Annotated in this window: 14 protein-coding genes and 1 tRNA gene; 8 read left to right on the top strand and 7 right to left on the bottom strand. The window is 61.5% G+C overall.

Annotated features, from left to right (window positions below; translation table 11 throughout):
* Nucleotides 1-45 precede the first annotated feature (45 nt).
* Both bamA and RGQ15_RS11195 read left to right on the top strand, forming a co-directional pair.
* A complete protein-coding gene (gene bamA, locus RGQ15_RS11190; protein WP_311160301.1) occupies nt 46-2,382 on the top strand; it encodes an outer membrane protein assembly factor BamA in 2,337 nt (778 codons plus the stop codon).
* Nucleotides 2,382-3,104 carry an OmpH family outer membrane protein gene (locus RGQ15_RS11195; RefSeq protein ID WP_311160302.1) on the top strand — a complete coding sequence of 241 codons (723 nt, stop codon included), beginning with the start codon at nt 2,382-2,384 and terminating at the stop codon, nt 3,102-3,104. Before bamA ends, RGQ15_RS11195 begins: the two co-directional genes overlap by 1 nt.
* Before the next feature lie 5 nt (nt 3,105-3,109).
* Here the strand turns inward: RGQ15_RS11195 and RGQ15_RS11200 are convergent, their stop codons facing one another.
* Together RGQ15_RS11200 and RGQ15_RS11205 are read right to left on the bottom strand one after the other, a co-directional pair.
* The gene (locus RGQ15_RS11200; RefSeq protein WP_311160303.1) at nt 3,110-4,054 is read right to left on the bottom strand and encodes a nucleoside hydrolase; all 945 of its coding nucleotides are present in this window, start codon (nt 4,052-4,054) and stop codon (nt 3,110-3,112) included.
* Nucleotides 4,055-4,110: 56 nt separating this feature from the next.
* The gene (locus RGQ15_RS11205) at nt 4,111-6,567 is read right to left on the bottom strand and encodes a penicillin acylase family protein (protein WP_311160304.1); all 2,457 of its coding nucleotides are present in this window, start codon (nt 6,565-6,567) and stop codon (nt 4,111-4,113) included.
* A gap of 133 nt (nt 6,568-6,700) precedes the next feature.
* Here RGQ15_RS11205 and RGQ15_RS11210 point away from each other — a divergent pair, with 133 nt between their 5' ends.
* Nucleotides 6,701-7,567 carry an NAD(P)-dependent oxidoreductase gene (locus RGQ15_RS11210; RefSeq protein WP_311160305.1) on the top strand — a complete coding sequence of 289 codons (867 nt, stop codon included), beginning with the start codon at nt 6,701-6,703 and terminating at the stop codon, nt 7,565-7,567.
* Nucleotides 7,568-7,739: 172 nt separating this feature from the next.
* Nucleotides 7,740-7,814 (top strand) — tRNA-Val (locus tag RGQ15_RS11215).
* An 80-nt stretch (nt 7,815-7,894) separates the two neighbouring features.
* Here the strand turns inward: RGQ15_RS11215 and RGQ15_RS11220 are convergent.
* Nucleotides 7,895-8,149: a hypothetical protein gene (locus tag RGQ15_RS11220; protein WP_311160306.1), complete on the bottom strand. Its 255-nt coding sequence runs from the start codon at nt 8,147-8,149 to the stop codon at nt 7,895-7,897.
* A gap of 35 nt (nt 8,150-8,184) precedes the next feature.
* Entirely contained in the window at nt 8,185-8,433 is a 249-nt protein-coding gene (locus tag RGQ15_RS11225) for a hypothetical protein (protein ID WP_311160307.1), read from the bottom strand.
* A 757-nt stretch (nt 8,434-9,190) separates the two neighbouring features.
* On the opposite strand from RGQ15_RS11225, the gene RGQ15_RS11230 reads away from it, so the two are divergent.
* Nucleotides 9,191-9,838, top strand: coding sequence for a glutathione S-transferase family protein (locus tag RGQ15_RS11230; protein WP_311160308.1), 648 nt, complete (start codon nt 9,191-9,193; stop codon nt 9,836-9,838).
* 220 nt (nt 9,839-10,058) lie between these two features.
* On the opposite strand, the gene RGQ15_RS11235 is transcribed toward RGQ15_RS11230, so the two are convergent.
* Nucleotides 10,059-11,249, bottom strand: a complete 1,191-nt coding sequence (locus RGQ15_RS11235) for a polysaccharide pyruvyl transferase family protein (RefSeq protein ID WP_311160309.1) — start codon at nt 11,247-11,249, stop codon at nt 10,059-10,061.
* A gap of 717 nt (nt 11,250-11,966) precedes the next feature.
* On the opposite strand from RGQ15_RS11235, the gene dusA reads away from it, so the two are divergent.
* Nucleotides 11,967-12,932 carry a tRNA dihydrouridine(20/20a) synthase DusA gene (gene dusA, locus RGQ15_RS11240; protein WP_311161082.1) on the top strand — a complete coding sequence of 322 codons (966 nt, stop codon included), beginning with the start codon at nt 11,967-11,969 and terminating at the stop codon, nt 12,930-12,932.
* On the opposite strand, the gene RGQ15_RS11245 is transcribed toward dusA, so the two are convergent.
* Nucleotides 12,896-13,837, bottom strand: coding sequence for a phosphotransferase (locus tag RGQ15_RS11245; protein WP_311160310.1), 942 nt, complete (start codon nt 13,835-13,837; stop codon nt 12,896-12,898). The two genes, dusA and RGQ15_RS11245, sit on opposite strands and share 37 nt — an antisense overlap.
* A complete protein-coding gene (mazG, locus tag RGQ15_RS11250) occupies nt 13,834-14,673 on the bottom strand; it encodes a nucleoside triphosphate pyrophosphohydrolase (protein ID WP_311160311.1) in 840 nt (279 codons plus the stop codon). The genes RGQ15_RS11245 and mazG overlap by 4 nt, the downstream gene beginning before the upstream one ends.
* A gap of 203 nt (nt 14,674-14,876) precedes the next feature.
* Here mazG and yajC point away from each other — a divergent pair, with 203 nt between their 5' ends.
* Nucleotides 14,877-15,209 (top strand): preprotein translocase subunit YajC, encoded by a 333-nt coding sequence (gene yajC, locus RGQ15_RS11255; RefSeq protein ID WP_311160312.1) that lies wholly within the window; start codon nt 14,877-14,879, stop codon nt 15,207-15,209.
* Nucleotides 15,210-15,224: 15 nt separating this feature from the next.
* The gene (secD, locus tag RGQ15_RS11260) at nt 15,225-16,889 is read left to right on the top strand and encodes a protein translocase subunit SecD (RefSeq protein ID WP_311160313.1); all 1,665 of its coding nucleotides are present in this window, start codon (nt 15,225-15,227) and stop codon (nt 16,887-16,889) included.
* Nucleotides 16,890-16,895 lie beyond the last annotated feature (6 nt).

Raw genomic sequence — 16,895 nt, forward strand, 5'->3', positions numbered from 1 at the left:
AGCGGTGCAAAACCGCTTGCAAGGCAAGACGCGCGAGGGGCAGAAATGACGGACGGGAAACTCGGCAAGGGCGCACTGGCGCTGATTTCGGCGCTGGCTTTGGCCGGGCCGGTTGCGATGGTGCCTATGCCCGCCTCGGCCTATGTGTTCAACAATGTGCGCATAGAAGGCAATCAAAGGATCGAACCCCAGACGATCCTGTCCTTCCTGGACCTTCCGCGGGGGCAGGATGTCAGTGGCGGACAGCTGAATGCGGCGTTCCAGCGCCTGCAGAATTCGGGGCTTTTCGAAAAGGTCGAACTGACGCCTTCGGGAAGTACGCTCGTGGTCACGGTCGCGGAATACCCGACCATCAACACGATCGCGTTCGAGGGCAACAAGCGCCTCAAGGATGACAACCTGAACCAGGTTGTGCAGTCCAAGTCTCGCCGGGTCTATTCGCCCGCCCAGGCCGAGGCCGATGCCGCCGAGATCAGCAAGGTCTATGCCTCGCAAGGGCGTCTGGCCGCGCGGGTCGATCCCAAGATCATCCGTCGCAGTGGCAACCGTGTCGACCTGGTGTTCGAGATCCGCGAAGGCGACGTGACCGAGATCGAGCGGATCGGCTTCGTCGGCAACCGCGCATTCTCGGATCAGAAACTGCGCAATGTGCTGCAGACCAAACAGGCGGGCCTGCTTCGCACTTTCATCAAGCGCGACACGTTTTCCCCCGATCGGCTTCCGGTCGACGAAAAGCTGCTGACCGATTTCTACCGTTCGCGCGGCTATGCCGACTTCAAGGTTCAGGCCATCGCGCCCGAGGTTGCGCGGGAACGCGATGCTTTCTACATCACTTTCCAGATCCAGGAAGGCCCGCGCTATACCTTCCGCAACATCAACACCGTCAGTGAAGTTCCCGGCGTGGATGCCGCGGATTTCCAGGCGCAGAACCGTGTTCGCCCGGGCGCCGTCTATAACCCGACCTCGATCGACACCACCATCCGCCGGATGGAGGCGCTGGCGATCAACAAGGGACTGAACTTCGTTTCGATCGAGCCGCGCATCACCCGGAACATGCGCGACCAGACGCTGGATCTGACCTTTGCCCTGACGCGCGGGCCGCGGGTCTTCGTCGAACGGATCGACATCGAAGGCAACACGACCACGCTGGACGAGGTGATCCGCCGGCAGTTTGCGACGGTCGAAGGCGATCCCTTCAACCCGCGTGAGATCCGCAACTCGGCAGAGCGTTTGCGGGCCCTGGGATATTTTGCGGATGTCCAGGCCGAAAGCCGCCCCGGCTCCAGCGCGGATCAGGTCATCGTCGACGTGAACGTCGAGGAACAGCCCACCGGCAGCCTGTCCTTTGGCGTGAGCTACGGCGTCTCGACGGGGGTGGGCTTCAACGCCTCTCTGGCCGAGAAGAACTTCCTTGGACGTGGCCAGGAACTGAATCTTTCCTTCGCTGCCGGGTCCGACAACCAGTCATCGGGCATTACCTTCGTGGAGCCCTATTTCCTGGGCCGCAACCTGAAGGCGCGGGCGCAGGTCTGGTACAACACGACCAACCGCTACAATTCCGACTATAATACACGCTCGGTCGGGTTGCAGACGGGATTCGAATTCCCGGTCTCCGAGAATGGCCGGCTGGAACTGCGCTACAAGCTCAGCAAGGATACCCTGTTCGACGTCGACCCGATCGAGGTGGATTCGGAATCGGGTGAACTCGACGGCTCGTCGCCGATCCTGTTCCGCGAGCAGGGCGGCTTCTTCACCTCGGCGCTTGGCTATACCTACGGTTATGACAGCCGCATCACCGGAATCGACCCGCTGACCCGGTATCGCTTGCGTCTCTCGCAGGATTTCGCCGGTCTGGGCGGAGACGTGAAATCCGTGACCACCTCGGTCTATGGCGGCGTCGAAAGCAATGCCTGGCGTGAGAACGTAACATTCCTCGCCGAGCTTGAGGGTGGTGCGGTCCATATGCTCGACGATGAGTCCACGCGTTTCCTTGACCGCTACACCGGCAACGGAAAGATCCGCGGTTTCGAACCCAACGGCCTTGGCCCGCGCGACCTTTATGCGCCGAACGAAGACGCTCTGGGCGGCAACTATTTCTGGGCACTGCGCACCGAAGTCAGGTTCCCGCTGGGCCTGCCCGAAGAATATGGCATTCAGGGCGGCCTGTTCGCCGATGCCGGTTCCGTATGGGGGCTAGATGACACGGCCGGTGCCTATGGAAACGAGGTTGATGACGGGATGCATGTCCGCGCAGCCGTTGGTGCCTCGCTGTTCTGGACGACCCCGATCGGGCCGCTTCGCTTCAACTTCGCCAAGGCCGTCGTGAAAGAGGATTATGACCTCGATCAGCCCTTCGACCTGACGATTTCAACGAAGTTCTGATGCGGATCCGCGCCGCCTCGATCGCGTTGGTTCTGGCTCTGTCGGGGCCGGTCGCGTCCGAGGAGCTGGCGGTCCCCAATGAGACGGGTGGCAGCGACATGATCGGTGCGCCCACTCTGCCCCTGGCCGACCAGGCATCACCACCCGGCGAGACGATGCTGATGGTCGAAACGCCCGATCCCGGACCGGATCACCCGCCACTGATGATCATGACGATAGATCAGGACGCGGTGTTCCTGAAGTCGCGCTGGGGTATGCGTGTCCAGACCGAACTGGATCGACGCGGTGATGAGATCGCGGCAGAAAACGAACGCCTCGCGAATGATTTTTCGGCCGAAGAAGACGAGCTGACAAAGTTGCGGGGCACGCTGGCACCGGATGAATTCCGCAAGCGCGCCGAGGAATTCGACAAGCGGGTCGTCGAAGTGCGCCGTCAGCGCGACAGCGTGGCGAGGCAGCTTCAGGATGAGATCGAGGAAGAACGGGCGTCGTTCTTTCGCGCAGCGCTCCCTATTCTTGCTCAATTGATGCAGGAAAGGGGTGCGGTCATCGTGCTCGACCAGAGGTCCATCTTTGTATCCGCACAATCCGTCGATGTTACGGATGATCTGGTGGCACGAATGGATCGTCTGATTGGGGAAGGGCCGGTCGCGCCTTCCGATGCCGAAACGAGTTCCGAGACGGCAACGGAAGGACGCGAGAACGCGCCTTCCAAGCCCTGACCTTTCTAAATCCTGCGGTCCAAACTGCCGATCCTTTCGGTCAGCAGATCGAAGAATCCGTCGCGATCGATGTCGCGCAGGAACATTGCGTTTGGCTTGCGTCCCGTGACACGCCACCAGTCTGCCACAGTCATGCCCTGCGTGAACTCTCCAGCCGTCTCGATCTCGACATTGATATGGCGGCCTTGGAACAGATCGGGACGGATGAGATAGGCGATCGCGCAAGGGTCGTGTAACGGCGCACCTTCGCTTCCATATTTCGACCGGTCGTAACGCTCGAAGAAATCGGTCCAGCCTGCGACCGCGCGTCCAACCGGGCCGGTTGATCGCATGGTTTCGACCCATTCACGGTTGGTCAAGGCGCGGTGCGTGACATCCAACGGCAGCACGGACAGGGGAACCCCGCTTGAAAAGACCAGCTTGGCCGCCTCAGGATCGACATAGATGTTGAATTCGGCGGCGGGTGTCACATTTCCGACCTCGAAATATGCCCCGCCCATCAGAACGATTTCCCTGACACGGGGAATGATCTCGGGAGCTCGCTCGAAAGCCGTGGCAATATTGGTCAAAGGCCCGATCGGGACCAGGGTCACGTCCCCCGGTTCCTGGCCGCGCAGCGTCTCGATAATGAAATCTACCGCGTGGGCTTCGCCCAGGGCGGTTTCGGGTTCGAAGATCTCGATGCCGTCGATTCCCGACTTTCCGTGCACATATTCGGCCGTCACGAGCGGGCGACACATCGGGCGATCGCAGCCGGCGTGGACGGGAATGTCCTTTCGTCCCGCGATTTCGCAGATGATACGGGCATTGCGATGGGTCAGGTCCAGCGGAACATTTCCTGCGACCGTGGTCAGACCCAGGACTTCAAGCTCGGGGCTTGCAAGCGCAAGCAGGATGGCAACGGCGTCGTCCTGGCCGGGATCGGTGTCGATGATGATCTTGCGGGTCATTCCACTCTCCATACGTCGAGGCGAGAATGACCACCCAAGCGAGGGATGCAAGGGGGCTATCTGCCCGGCGGTTCCAGATGGGTAATGCCCGCCGCCGCGGCACGGGCCAGTTCGGGGTCGAGCGACATCCGGACATATTCGCCCCGCCGCCAAAGCTCGGACATGTCGTCGTAATGGCGCGACAGCGGATGGCCCGATTGCCCGGTCGAGATGATGAAGACCGAACTGTCGGGATCGGCAAGATCATAGACCCCGCGATAGGCTGCCCCCGTCACGTTGAGATAGGGGTTGCGCCCGTAGCCCAGAACGCCCGCATGGGCGATGGTCGAATTCCCGCCAGATGTCGGCTGCACGATATTCACCAGATAGGACAGCCCCCGCAGATCGCCAAGCGCGGGATGGACATGGCGTGCCTGGTGCATGTCGCCCCAGCGCCAGCTTTCCAGATCGGGCCCGAACCGGGCGGTCAATTCAAGCAGCGCCTCGTCAAGAGCCTGCCGGGCGATCTGCGTGCAGGTCTCGACCGGGGTTGACTGACGGATATCGCACCAGACCGCCGCGCCATTCGTGTCGCGGAAAACCCGGTCCAGAAAATCGGGGTAAAGCTCGGTCAGCTCATCGGCCAAGGGTCCCAGCTCATCGCGCAGGATGCGATCCTGAAGAGCGCCCATCCAGGCGGCATGGATCAGGGGTTCGGGCAGGTGTTCGCTGAGCGTTCCGTCCCAATTGGCAAGCAGGGCCAGCGCGTCCTGGCGCTGCCTTTCGGGCGTGCCCATAGGCGCAGGCTCTCCGGTAAACCACAGATCCGCGCCGACAAGCGGCAGGATCGACCGGGCGACCGGACTGACGATATCATTCTGGGCCGCGATGAAGCTGTCGCGCGAATGCACCTCGCGGCTGTCCAGAAGGTGCTGAAGACGGTCCTGCCGGAAATGATTGCCCCGGTCGAAGCCAAGCAGCGGTTCGCCCGAGATCGGCGCCCCGGTGACAGCCACGATTCCGCTAGGAGGTGCAAGATCGCCCGCCACGCTGGGCGCCGCTTCCTGGCCAAGCCACTGATTGCCGGCGATCCAACCCGGTTGGGGCAGGCGTCCCTTGCTGACCGATGCCGGATCCCGGATCGGCATTTCTCCGGCCACGATACGCCCGACCCCCGTCTTGTCGGCCAGAACGACTTCGAGAGCGGGCGCGACAAGCATGCCAAGGGCGTCGGCTGCTGCCTGCCTGTCCGACGCCCGCATCAAGGCCATAAGCGCGCTCATCGAGCGGTCGTCCCCATGGCCTCCGGTCCATGCCAATGCAGCGACATGGCCTGCTGGCAGGACGCTCGCGATATCGAGGTAGTTGGCAGGCAGGATCGGCCCGTTCGCGGTTTCACGCAGCGTGATCGTTCGCGATGGCTTGCCGCGCACGCCCAGCGTCTCGCTATGGGTGGCAAACTCCGTCCATCCCTCTGTCCCGCGATAGCGATCGGGATCGCCGGGCTGGACCTCTTCGATGAAGATATCCTGGTCGTCAACCTGGGCAGGGCTGATGCCCCAGGCAAGTTCGGTATTCCGTCCCGACAGGACCAAGGGAACGCCGGGGATCGTTCCGCCGATCACGCCGCCGGATGACAGCTCGATCCGCGCGAGATACCAAAGGCCCGGCGCGGTCAGCGCGAATTGTGGATCGTTCGCCAAAAGGGCGCCGCCCGCCGCCGTCCGATCGGCGGCAGCGGCCCAGCCGCTCCCACCGGCCCCCATCGAGGGGGCAAGATAGCCAGCGAGGGTGGTAGGCCAGTCGGCCTCGAGCGTGCGCCGCTCGGCCCCGGCGAAACGGCCTCCGCTGAACAGGCTCGCATAGGTCGGAAGTGGCGGCTCACCCGGAGCGGCCATCAGCTCCTGCCCACGTTCCGGAGCGGCCAGAGAAATGCGGGCCCGCAGGATCTCGCGCCTGATCTGCTGGGTCGAGGTTGCCGCGAGGAGCTTCAGGATTGCAAGCGAATCGGCGGGTTCCCAATAGGAGATATTGTCCGGAAACAGGAAGAATTCGGGTGCGCCGCGCCCGCGCGCCCCCAGATTGATCTGCTGGATCCAGGAATTGATCCCGTCGGCATAGGCCCTGAGCGCACTGAGCGTTTCGGGGGTCTGCGCCTCGACCGAGGCCCGCGCATTGCGATAAAGACCCAGGCGACGCGCAAGATCGTCAGCGGGCAGCGCGCCTTCGCCATAAATCTCGGCAAGCCGCCCCTGCGCCGCGCGGCGCAGCACGTTCATCTGGAACAGCCGGTCCTGCGCATGCGCCAAGCCCAGAGCGAAGAATACGTCATGGTCGTCCTGCCCAAAGATATGCGGCACATCCTCGGTGGTTCGGACGATCTCGACCGGAGCGGAGATCCCCGCAACCTCATAGGTTGCGCCGTAATCCGGCAGCGAGCGGACGGCGAAATACCAGGCCAAAGCCATCAACGCGGCGCCTGCCACAATCAATCCGACCGTAAGGCGCACGAGCCAGCGAAATAGTGTCACCATGAATCGGGCGCGGTCTCAATGCTTTGGCGCACAGGTGGTTGACCCGTGCGGCAGGTGGTGGAAATCATGCGTTTGAATAGGGCAGGGCGCGTGCCGGATCAACGCGCCTTTTTGCAGGCTTGGGGAGAAAATTATGGCACGGGTCGCATTTCTTGGATTGGGTGTGATGGGCTTTCCGATGGCGGGGCATCTTGCCGCCAAGGGACATGAAGTAACGGTCTGGAACCGAACCGCGACCAAGGCCGAGCAATGGACGGCCAAGCATCCGGGCCAATCTGCCAAGACCGCCCGCGAAGCAGCAGAGGGGGCTGAGATCGTTCTTGCCTGCGTCGGAAATGACAACGACCTTCGCGAAGTCTGCACCTCGTCGGATGGCGCCTTCGCCGGCATGTCGCGTGGCGCGCTTTTTGTCGATCACACGACGGTATCGGCGGCCGTGACGCGCGAACTTTCTGCCTTGGCGGGTGAGGCGGGCTTCGGCTATGTCGATGCGCCGGTCTCCGGGGGGCAGGCGGGTGCCGAAAATGGCAAGCTTTCCATCATGTGCGGCGGCTCGCAGGAGGACTACGCGCGGGCCGAGCCTGTCATTGCGGCCTATGCCAAGATCTGCAAGCTCATGGGCCCTTCGGGCGCCGGGCAACTGACCAAGATGTGCAATCAGATCGCGATTGCCGGGCTTGTCCAGGGGCTGTCGGAATCCTTGAACTTCGCGGAAAAGGCCGGGCTTTCGATTGCCGATGTGGTCGAGGTCATCAGCCAGGGGGCCGCAGGCAGTTGGCAGATGCAGAACCGTTTTGCGACCATGGCCGAGAATCGGTTCGATTTCGGCTTTGCCGTGGACTGGATGCGCAAGGACCTCGGCATCTGTCTCGCGACAGCCGAGGAGAATGGCGCAAGCCTTCCCGTCACCGCACTTGTCGACCAGTTCTACAAGGAAGTGCAGCATATGGGAGGCGGACGCTGGGACACCTCGTCCCTGATCGCGCGGCTTCGCAGGTAGGTGCTTGCCATTGCCGTCCGCTTCGGGTTATCAGCGCGACGACCCTTTCACGGGCGGTCAACCTGTTTGGCAGAGCGTCTCGTTTACCCCGAGAATGTTGACCGATCAGTGACCGGAAACGAAAGCGAAAAACACGGCATGATCCCCAAGTGACGTGTCGTGCTGCCAAAGTGGGGCGGTAGCTCAGCGGTAGAGCGACACGTTTACACCGTGTTGGTCGGGGGTTCGATCCCCTCCCGCCCCACCATTTCGTGCAATGCCGATGATGCGGCTGTATCGCAAGATCGACTTATTTGCCGCCATGTGCGCGAACTGCTCCCAAGCAGATCAGCCCGTGATCGGGGCGTAAAGGCGAAGCGTGATCTCCAGGCAACAGCCATCCGCCTCGGTGCCGGAAACCCTGACGCTTTCCACGAAGACCTTTTCGGTTTTCCCTGAGATTTCGACCACCCCGGCCTTCAGCGCTTGCAGTTGATCCTGATCCAGCGATGTCTCGGTTTTGAAGGTGACATAGTCACCGCCATGTGTCGCCATACCCGAAAGAGCGGGTCCATCTTCAAAGCTTAGTTTTGCCTCTGTCATTCGGATTTCTCCTCCTTGCGGTGGGATGAACGCGCTCACTCCGTTGGATCACCGCTCGCCGGTCCTGGTGCAGGCGGGCGGCTGTAGCGCGGCTGCCTGGCCGTCGTCCGATGGTCGTAAACCGAGCCAGGCTCGTTCAGGTCTGGTGGTCTGGGCTGATCTGCGGTCGCAGGTTTGGCGGCCTCGCTCGAATCGGCTGTCTTGCGCGCGACTTTCATGCGGGGAGGATAGATCGCCGTATTGAGCGGTGGCCGTTCCTTGTCGTGATCCTTCTGGTTTCCCATAGGAGCCTCCTTTGGTTCTGCCAACTCAACTGCCCGCATCGATGGATGTTCCGTCCTTGCCAGGGACGAAAGGGACGGCGCCTTCAGACATGGTCTGGAAAGTGGAGAAGGTCAGGCGGACGATCAGCGTTGATAACCGTTCGCCGCAAATGCTTATAGGCCGCCGCCGGTATCGGGGATGGTCCGTCGGACGTTTCCATCGGCTAGGTCCCGCATTTATGCGGGTCATGGCCGGCATCTGATCATCGGCTGGGCTTCTTTGAAGGCGTGCGGTTGCCGTTGTTCTTGCAGGGTTGCCCCTCCGACAGCGTTCAATTGACGAGCGGACAGAACGGCTTTGCCAACATGGGGGGCATCCAAGAATGCGACACTGGGCGAAGATCGGGCGAGGCCACCACACACTCGCCCGATGAGGACGTAGATAGCAGACAATCGCGCCCAGATATGTGCGCACGATCACAAAGCCCGCCTCGACAGTTTTTTTTCGCGCATCCGAGCAGCAAGGATTGTTTCGACAGAGGCGACCGAAACCCTCCGGCTCCGGGCCTGGAACCCCCGACTGACATCGTGACCTGTTCGCTGCCACCTCAGGGCCAGACGTCACCGCCGCAGATAGGATTCCGATATAGCTAGGGCTGCGCAGGCGATCGACAATCCAAAGCGACGCGCCCACATTTGATCCAGGCTACGTATCTGACGAATGTCGGTGAGCGAGATGACCGATCCTTAACGCTATTTCATGTTCGGAGACATAAGCATGCCCACGATCACAGCATTCGCGGCATCGCCCGACAAAGGTGCAGGATTGGCGCGTGACATGCGCGTTCGGTGGGTGCTGGAAGAGGCTGGACAGCCCTATGACGTGCGCCTGGTGACGTTCGAAGAGATGAAGCAACCAGAATATCTCGCACTTCATCCTTTTGCGCAGATACCTGCTTATGAAGATGAAGATGTTTCCCTTTTCGAGTCCGGGGCCATCGTACTTCATGTCGCAGAGCGTCATCATTGCCTTCTACCTGAGGGCGAAGCCGCGCACGCCAGGGCGATAAGCTGGATGTTTGCTGCGCTGAACACTGTTGAACCGCCAATCGTCGAACGTGACAACGTGAGATTTTTCGAGGCGGATCGAAGCGGGCAGGCAGATCGGTTTGCCCTGGTGGACGAGCGTATCCGAACGCGGCTTCACCAACTCGCCGCAGCACTTGGAGACGCAGAATGGCTGGTCGGCAATTTCAGCGCGGCAGATATTCTCATGGTCCATGCGATCCGCAGACTGGAAGGCTCGGGGATACTTGAAGAGTATCAGGTGCTGATGGACTACATCGCACGCGCGCAAGCAAGACCTGCCTATCAGCGCGCATTCTCGGCCCAATACGAGGTGTTTCAGAACCTGAAATCCCCATGAAAGCGGCCAGGCTTACGGGGCATGTCTTCGGGCCGTGATGGCGGGGGCATAAGTCCCTGCGGCGCGCGGATGCACGGCGCCGAAGCGGCCGTGGCATATCCAGCCATAGGGACAGCTCGTCGTCGGACAGGTGCGTACCGAATGGATGCCGGTCAAGACGGGGCGAGCGCCCAGGGCAGCCCCAGTTTCCGAAAGCGTCAAGGGCAGCAGGTGAGAGGCATCAATCCAGTGCCGTTGAAGATGGAAGCGGAGGCGCGAGCCTGTGGGGGACGGATTGACCCTGAAGATAGTCGTAGAACCGTCTATAATTGGACGGATATTTTCTGCGAAATGTCCGGGTCTCGTAGAAGCGCTCGAACAGTTCGCCCATCGAAAATTCCTTCTGGATGAGTTCGAGCGGGACATTCGGCAATCCGAGATGATCGCAGAATTCCCTGGTTCTGCTGTCATGGACCACCCACAGAGAGGGCAGGCCCGCCTGCATGGCGGTCATGTTCCCATGAAAACGGGTGCCAATGCTGGCATGAAATCCTGTTGCCAATTTATCGAACCAAGGCGGCATCGAATAGAATTGTGAGAAGCCCTGTTTTACCCAGGTGTGGAACTCTCCGAAATCGAGTGAACCGGAGTTGAAGACGTTCTGCAGTCCCTTTGTGGCCAATGACCTCACGTGATCCGGCAATGCCGAAAAAGTCGCAACTTCTTCCGTGCGGGCAAGCGCATATTCGAAATGCGAAGATTGCCCGATCATCGTCGCGCCATTCGCCATGGCCCAACGCAGCAACGGCAGCTCCTGCGAATGGCGCGTGATATTGATGATCATGCGTCGCGGATCTGGATGCTCTTCCAGTTCCGGCATCCTGAAATCCGGCCGACAGCTGAGGAAGCATGACTGACACCCGATGACTTCGACATTGTCGATCCCCAGATGTCTGCAAAGATCCGCCGTGAACTCTCCTCTCACCGCGATCTTGGACGAGTGGTGCGAAAGTACCGCAAGCAGCCGCCTGGTTTCCTCTGAGACCTCGGCTGTCGCAACGGCCTGTCCCAGACGCGCCTGCGCACCAAGTCCGAATACAATGACTGGCAGCCCCAGCTTCTCGATTGCGGTGGCCAGACGAGTATGACCATCCGCGAAGGTTTGCGCCTGATCGTTGACTTTTATCGTCGTCGCCGCGACGAAGGCAACGTGCGACAGCTTTTCGCGCAATTCATCGACTGGATGGTTGAGCAAACGATCCACAGACAGGTTCTGATAATCCCCCAGGATCTGCCGTGCGGCAAAGCCGTGAAGATAATTCCCGGTGTTCTCCCGCGAGCCTTCTCGGCCACGAGAAGAAATTCCGACGAAGCCGACGCGACCCGTTTCCCGAGGCGGGACTTCGCTAAAAGCTAACGAATTCAGACTCATGTTCACCTCATTACCTTCCGGCGACGATCGTAGAAAGCTTCTTGTTAAATTAACACCTCGCTTTGTCGGCCAATTCGGAATGTCTCTGGGCGGCGCGGCGCTCACTGTGCTTTTCGAGCTGGCTTTTCCTTCGGTGCGATCTTCGATGATCGAAGCCGACCATTCTCGGCGCCCCGAGAGCCTCAGGTGGTCATCGCGGCCGGCGCAACGGTTTCTCCCGGATGTCGCGCCAGCCTGCGGATCAGAAGCCTTGCGAACTGCATCGCCGGCTTGTGATGGGCGGTGGCATGACGCTCTCTGCGCAGGGGCAGGGGGATTTGGGATTCGTCCAGTTGCGGCGGGTCTGCTCTGGAATTGCCGTTAATGCGGCGCTATGTGGTCGCAAACCCCCGGTTGCTGCGGTCATATGCGGCCAAATCCGGCTTTAGTCCGGGAACGGTCAAGTTAACAAGGTCAGCAGGTTGATGGCTCTTCGATCTGATTTACCCCGGGAATATCAGGGGTCCGAGTCCCCAATCGCCGAGGATCTCCAGCATGTCGAGAACGGACATGCTGGATATTTCCGGGGTTTCCGCTATGGCGCGACCGGATCGGAAGACTAAATCTTGGGGACGATGTTTTGTCACCCCTGAGGCTGCACGGCGATATTTCGCCGCCAGAGGGAAAACTCCATTCTTGGTGGACAGAGACTTGAACCAGAACGTGAACCGAGCCGCGATGCTAAGCGTCGCCCCGATGATGGATTGGACTGACCGGAATTGCCGGAGGATCCATCGTGTCCTGTCCAGAAACGCGCTGCTCTACACGGAAATGGTCACTGCGCAGGCAGTGATCCATGGCGACCGCGCGCGGCTCCTGGATTATGATGCGAGCGAGCATCCTGTGGCATTGCAACTTGGCGGCTCTGATCCCGGGATGCTGGCCGAGGCGACACGTATCGCCGCGGACTGGGGCTATGACGAAATCAACCTGAATGTCGGCTGTCCCAGCGACCGGGTCCAATCGGGCTGTTTCGGTGCGGTCCTGATGACCATGCCGCAGCTCGTGGCAGATTGCGTTCAGGCCATGGCGAAGGTCAGCCCCGTCGAGGTTACCGTCAAGTGCCGGATCGGCGTCGATGACCAGACGCCCGAGGAAGTCTTGCCATCATTTCTCGCGCTGATGCGTGAAAGCGGCGTGCGCCGGATCGCGGTTCACGCCCGCAAGGCGTGGCTCCAGGGCCTGTCACCGCGGGAAAACCGGGAGATCCCACCGCTGGACTATCCGCTCGTCCATCGCATGAAAGCCGAATTCTCCGACCTGTACCTTTCGATCAATGGCGGCATCGCGACGATGGACGAAGTGCGGGGGCATCTCGAACTCATGGATGGGGCGATGGTCGGCCGGGCGGCATATCATCAGCCCTGGGATATCCTTGGCGAAGCCGACCGCCTTTGGGGCGAGGAACCGAACTTCGCCGATCCGCTTGCCGCAGCCGCGGCGATCCGCCCGCTGATCGACGAGCATGTCGCCAATGGGGGGCGGCTGCACCAGTTCAGCCGACATATCCTGGGCCTGTTCCACGGCCGCCCCGGCGCGAGGGGATGGCGCAGGGTGCTGTCGGAGGGGGCGGCGCGTGCGAAGGATCGCGCCGGGGCCATGGCGATCTATGACGCGGCGCTTGCAGAGGTGTCGGGCGCATAGGCCCAGCCCTGCATGGCGCGAGACAGGAGCCTGCGCCGATCGGGCTGTCGATCACAATCGAGGTAATAGCCAAGCATGATCTCTCCGATCATGAAGCGCAGGAGCGGGCGCTGATCCGGCGCCAGCAGATCGCAACTCTCGCAGAGTGCGCGGTGATCCTCGGCCGCTATGCCGTCGATTGTGTCACCGGCAGGATGGTCGCGTCGGCTTTCCAGCCAGACCAGCATGCGCGCCATGTCGCGGACCAGTGCGATTTCGCCCATTTCCTGCATGTCGATGCCCGTCAGGCGGCCGTCACGAGGATCGTAAAAAACGTTGTCGGGCGTCAGATCGCCGTGCAACCGGGCCCTGACGACCCTCGCGCGGCGCAAAGCCGCACCTTCCTGCTGCATCTGGGCAAGGTGTCGCTGCACAAGTTCGCCATCGATCCACGCATGGCCCGCGGCGGAGACCCGGCTATCCAGGCCCTTGATCCAGTAGCCGGGGCCGAAGCGACCCTCGCTTAGGTCAGCGCGCGCAAGTGCCTGCAGCCATTCGCCCACGCGGGCGATCAGACGCGCCCTGTTTGCGGGATCGCTTTCGGAAAGGAAGCGGCTTAGCGGTTGGCCAGTGGCCGGATGCGTCACCAGAACCCCGGCACGGGGAATCGCCAGCAAGACCTCGGCCACCGCGTTGCGGTCCTGTCCCAGAACACGCGCCACCTCGGTCAGTCGCGCCACAGTCGTTTCGACGGCGGCTTCGGGGTTTCCGCTGCGGAACTGCTTGAGAAAGGCCCGTTCGCCATTCAGCCGGATCTCGTAGACCCGACGTTGCGGCAGGTCGCGCAGGCAGGCCATGACGCGGGCGTCCTCGAGTTCCGGCAATTCGGCAAGCTCCGGCGGCAGGACGGTTCTTTTCCGGATCAAGCTTTTTCCGCGGCCTTGGCACGGTTCCAAAGCTCGTCCATTTCTGCAAGATCGCTGTCCTCGGGGCGACGTCCATCTGCTGCAAGCGCCGCTTCGATCGAACGGAACCGACGGGTGAATTTCGCATTGGCAAGCCGCAGCGCCTCTTCCGGGTCGATATCGAGATGACGCGCGAGATTGGCCATCACGAACATCAGATCACCGAATTCCTCCCTGAGATGGTCGCGATCGCTGCTGTCACGTGCCTCGACCAGTTCCGCGGCCTCCTCCTGGATCTTGACGAGCACATCCTCGGGGCCCGGCCAGTCGAAACCTACGCGGGCGGCGCGGTTCTGCAGCTTGAGCGCGCGGGTCAAGGCGGGCAGGCCAAGGGCCACGCCGTCCAGCACGCCCCGCTCGGCCTTGGCTGCGCGTTCCCTTGCCTTGATTGTCTCCCAATCCTTGATCTGCTGGGCGGCGGACTTGTCGCGCGATTCGTCGCCGAAGATATGCGGATGGCGATCGATCATCTTTTCCGAGATCTTCGCAACGACATCGGCAAAACCGAACATCCCGGCTTCTTCGGCCATCTGGGCGTGAAAAACGACCTGAAGCAGCAAGTCGCCCAGTTCGCCCGGCAATTCGTCCCAGGCTTCCCTTGCGATCGCGTCCGCAACCTCATGTGCCTCTTCGATGGTGTAGGGGGCAATGGATCCGAAATTCTGTTCGATGTCCCAAGGGCAGCCGGATTGGGGATCGCGCAGGGCCGCCATGATCGCCAGAAGACGGGAAATACCCGTCTCGTCCGCGGTCAGTGCTGGTTCCGCCAGCAATGGATGAACTGCATTCTCGGCCATGAACTGCCCTTTCCGCCTGGCTCCCTTCCGTTCGAACTGCCACAGGCTTGGCCTGCTGTCCACGCCGGGCTGCCGTTTGCGGCGTCACAACTTGGCGCAGTCGTTATCCCACGCTTTCTTGCCATCCTTCGGGCACGCGGATACGGTGCGCGCCAATTCCGCCGGGGGACCTCCCGGAGAACGCCTGAAGAAGGGATCAACCCATGTTCGTGACCCCCGCCTACGCCCAAGCCGCCGGTGCCCCCTCTGGAGTATCCAGCATTGCGTCTTTCCTGCCGCTGATCCTGATCTTCGTGATCATGTATTTCCTGATGATCCGTCCGCAGCAGAAGCGCATGAAAGAACACCGCGCCATGGTCGAAGCCGTGAAGAAAGGCGATGAAGTCATTACCCAGGGCGGCCTTATCGGCAAGGTGACAGCCGTTCGCGAGAACGAACTGGAAGTTGAAATCGCGCCCGGCGTCAAATCGCGCGTCGTTCGCTCGACGATCACCGGCGTTGTCAGCAAGACCACCCCGGTCGCGGCCAACAGCTGAGACGCCTGACCAGCCATGCTGCACATCCCCGCCTGGAAACGCGTGCTGATCCTGGGGCTGATCGCCCTGGGTCTGCTCTATGCGATGCCGAACCTGTTCTACAACCGGGTCGAATCGCATAACGACGCCATCGTCAACATGGAACGCTCCGGCGTCGAGACGCCCGAGGATCTGGCCGCTCGCGCCGGATGGCCCGACTGGCTGCCATCCGGCCTGGTCAACCTTGGCCTTGACCTTCGCGGAGGCGCCCATCTGCTTGGCGAAGTCCACGTGACGGATGTCTACAAGGCACGGATGGACAGTCTTTGGCCGACTCTGCGTGACGCCCTCGCGGCCGAACGTGGCACAATCGGGGCCATCCGGCGGGTCACCGGCCCCGAGGATCAACTGACCATCGAGATCGGAAATCCGGACCAACTGGCCCGCGCGGTCGAAATCGCGCGTGGCCTTGCAACCCCCGTTGCCTCGATTAGCGGCGCCGGTCAGACCGATCTCGACATCAAAGGCAGCGGCAATCGTCTGACGGTCCAGCTTTCCGATGCGGAAAAAGCGGCGACCGATGATCGCACGGTCCAGCAGAGCCTCGAGATCATCCGCCGCCGTATCGACGAAGTCGGAACCCGCGAGCCGACCATCATGCGTCAGGGCACGGACCGGATCCTGATCCAGGTGCCGGGGATCGGCTCGGCCGAAGAACTGAAGCAGCTGATCGGCACGACCGCGAAACTGACCTTCAACCCGGTTGTCGGCCGGGGCGTCGACGCCAATGCGCGGGTCGGCGTGGGACAGGTGGTTCTGCCTTCGATGGACGAGCCAGGCGTCTATTACACGCTCGAGGAAAGCCCAGTCGTCAGTGGCGAGGATCTGACGGATGCCCGTCCGAGTTTCGACCAGAACGGCCAGCCTGCCGTGGACTTCCGCTTTGGCCCGGCCGGGGCGAAACGTTTCGGCGCCTATACCTCGTCGAATATCGGTCAGCCCTTCGCGATCGTCCTGGATAACCAGGTGATCTCGGCGCCGGTCATCCGGCAGGCGATCACAACGGGTTCAGGCCAGATTTCCGGCGCGATGGATGTCGAGGGCTCGACCCGCCTTGCTGTCTTGCTGCGTGCCGGCGCGTTGCCGGCGCAGATGACCTTCCTTGAGGAACGGACGATCGGCCCCGAGCTTGGCCAGGATTCGATCGATGCAGGCCGCCTGTCTTCGGTCATCGCGACAGTCGCCGTGGTCGCCTACATGATCGCAAGCTACGGGCTCTTCGGCGTTTTCGCTGCATTCGCGGTGATCATCAACGTCATCCTGATCCTGTCCGTCATGTCGATGATCGGCGCCACCCTGACATTGCCGGGCATTGCTGGTATCGTGCTGACTGTCGGCACGGCAGTCGATGCGAACGTCATCATCTTCGAGCGCATCCGTGAGGAGCTTCGTCGCGGCAAGCGTGTGGTCAAGGCAATCGACGATGGCTTCAGCGAAGCGATGAGTGCGATCATCGACGCGAACGTCACCACCTTCATCGCCGCCATGGTCATGTTCTTCCTTGGCTCGGGCCCGGTGAAAGGCTTCGCCGTCACACTGACGATCGGTCTGGTCACCTCGGTCTTCACGGCCATCTTCCTGACGCGCCTGCTGATCGTGCTCTGGATCGATTGGCGCAAACCCAAAGAACTGGTTCTGTAAAGGGGC

Origin of the sequence: Paracoccus sp. MBLB3053 (assembly GCF_031822435.1) — a bacterium.
GTDB lineage: Bacteria > Pseudomonadota > Alphaproteobacteria > Rhodobacterales > Rhodobacteraceae > Paracoccus > Paracoccus aurantius.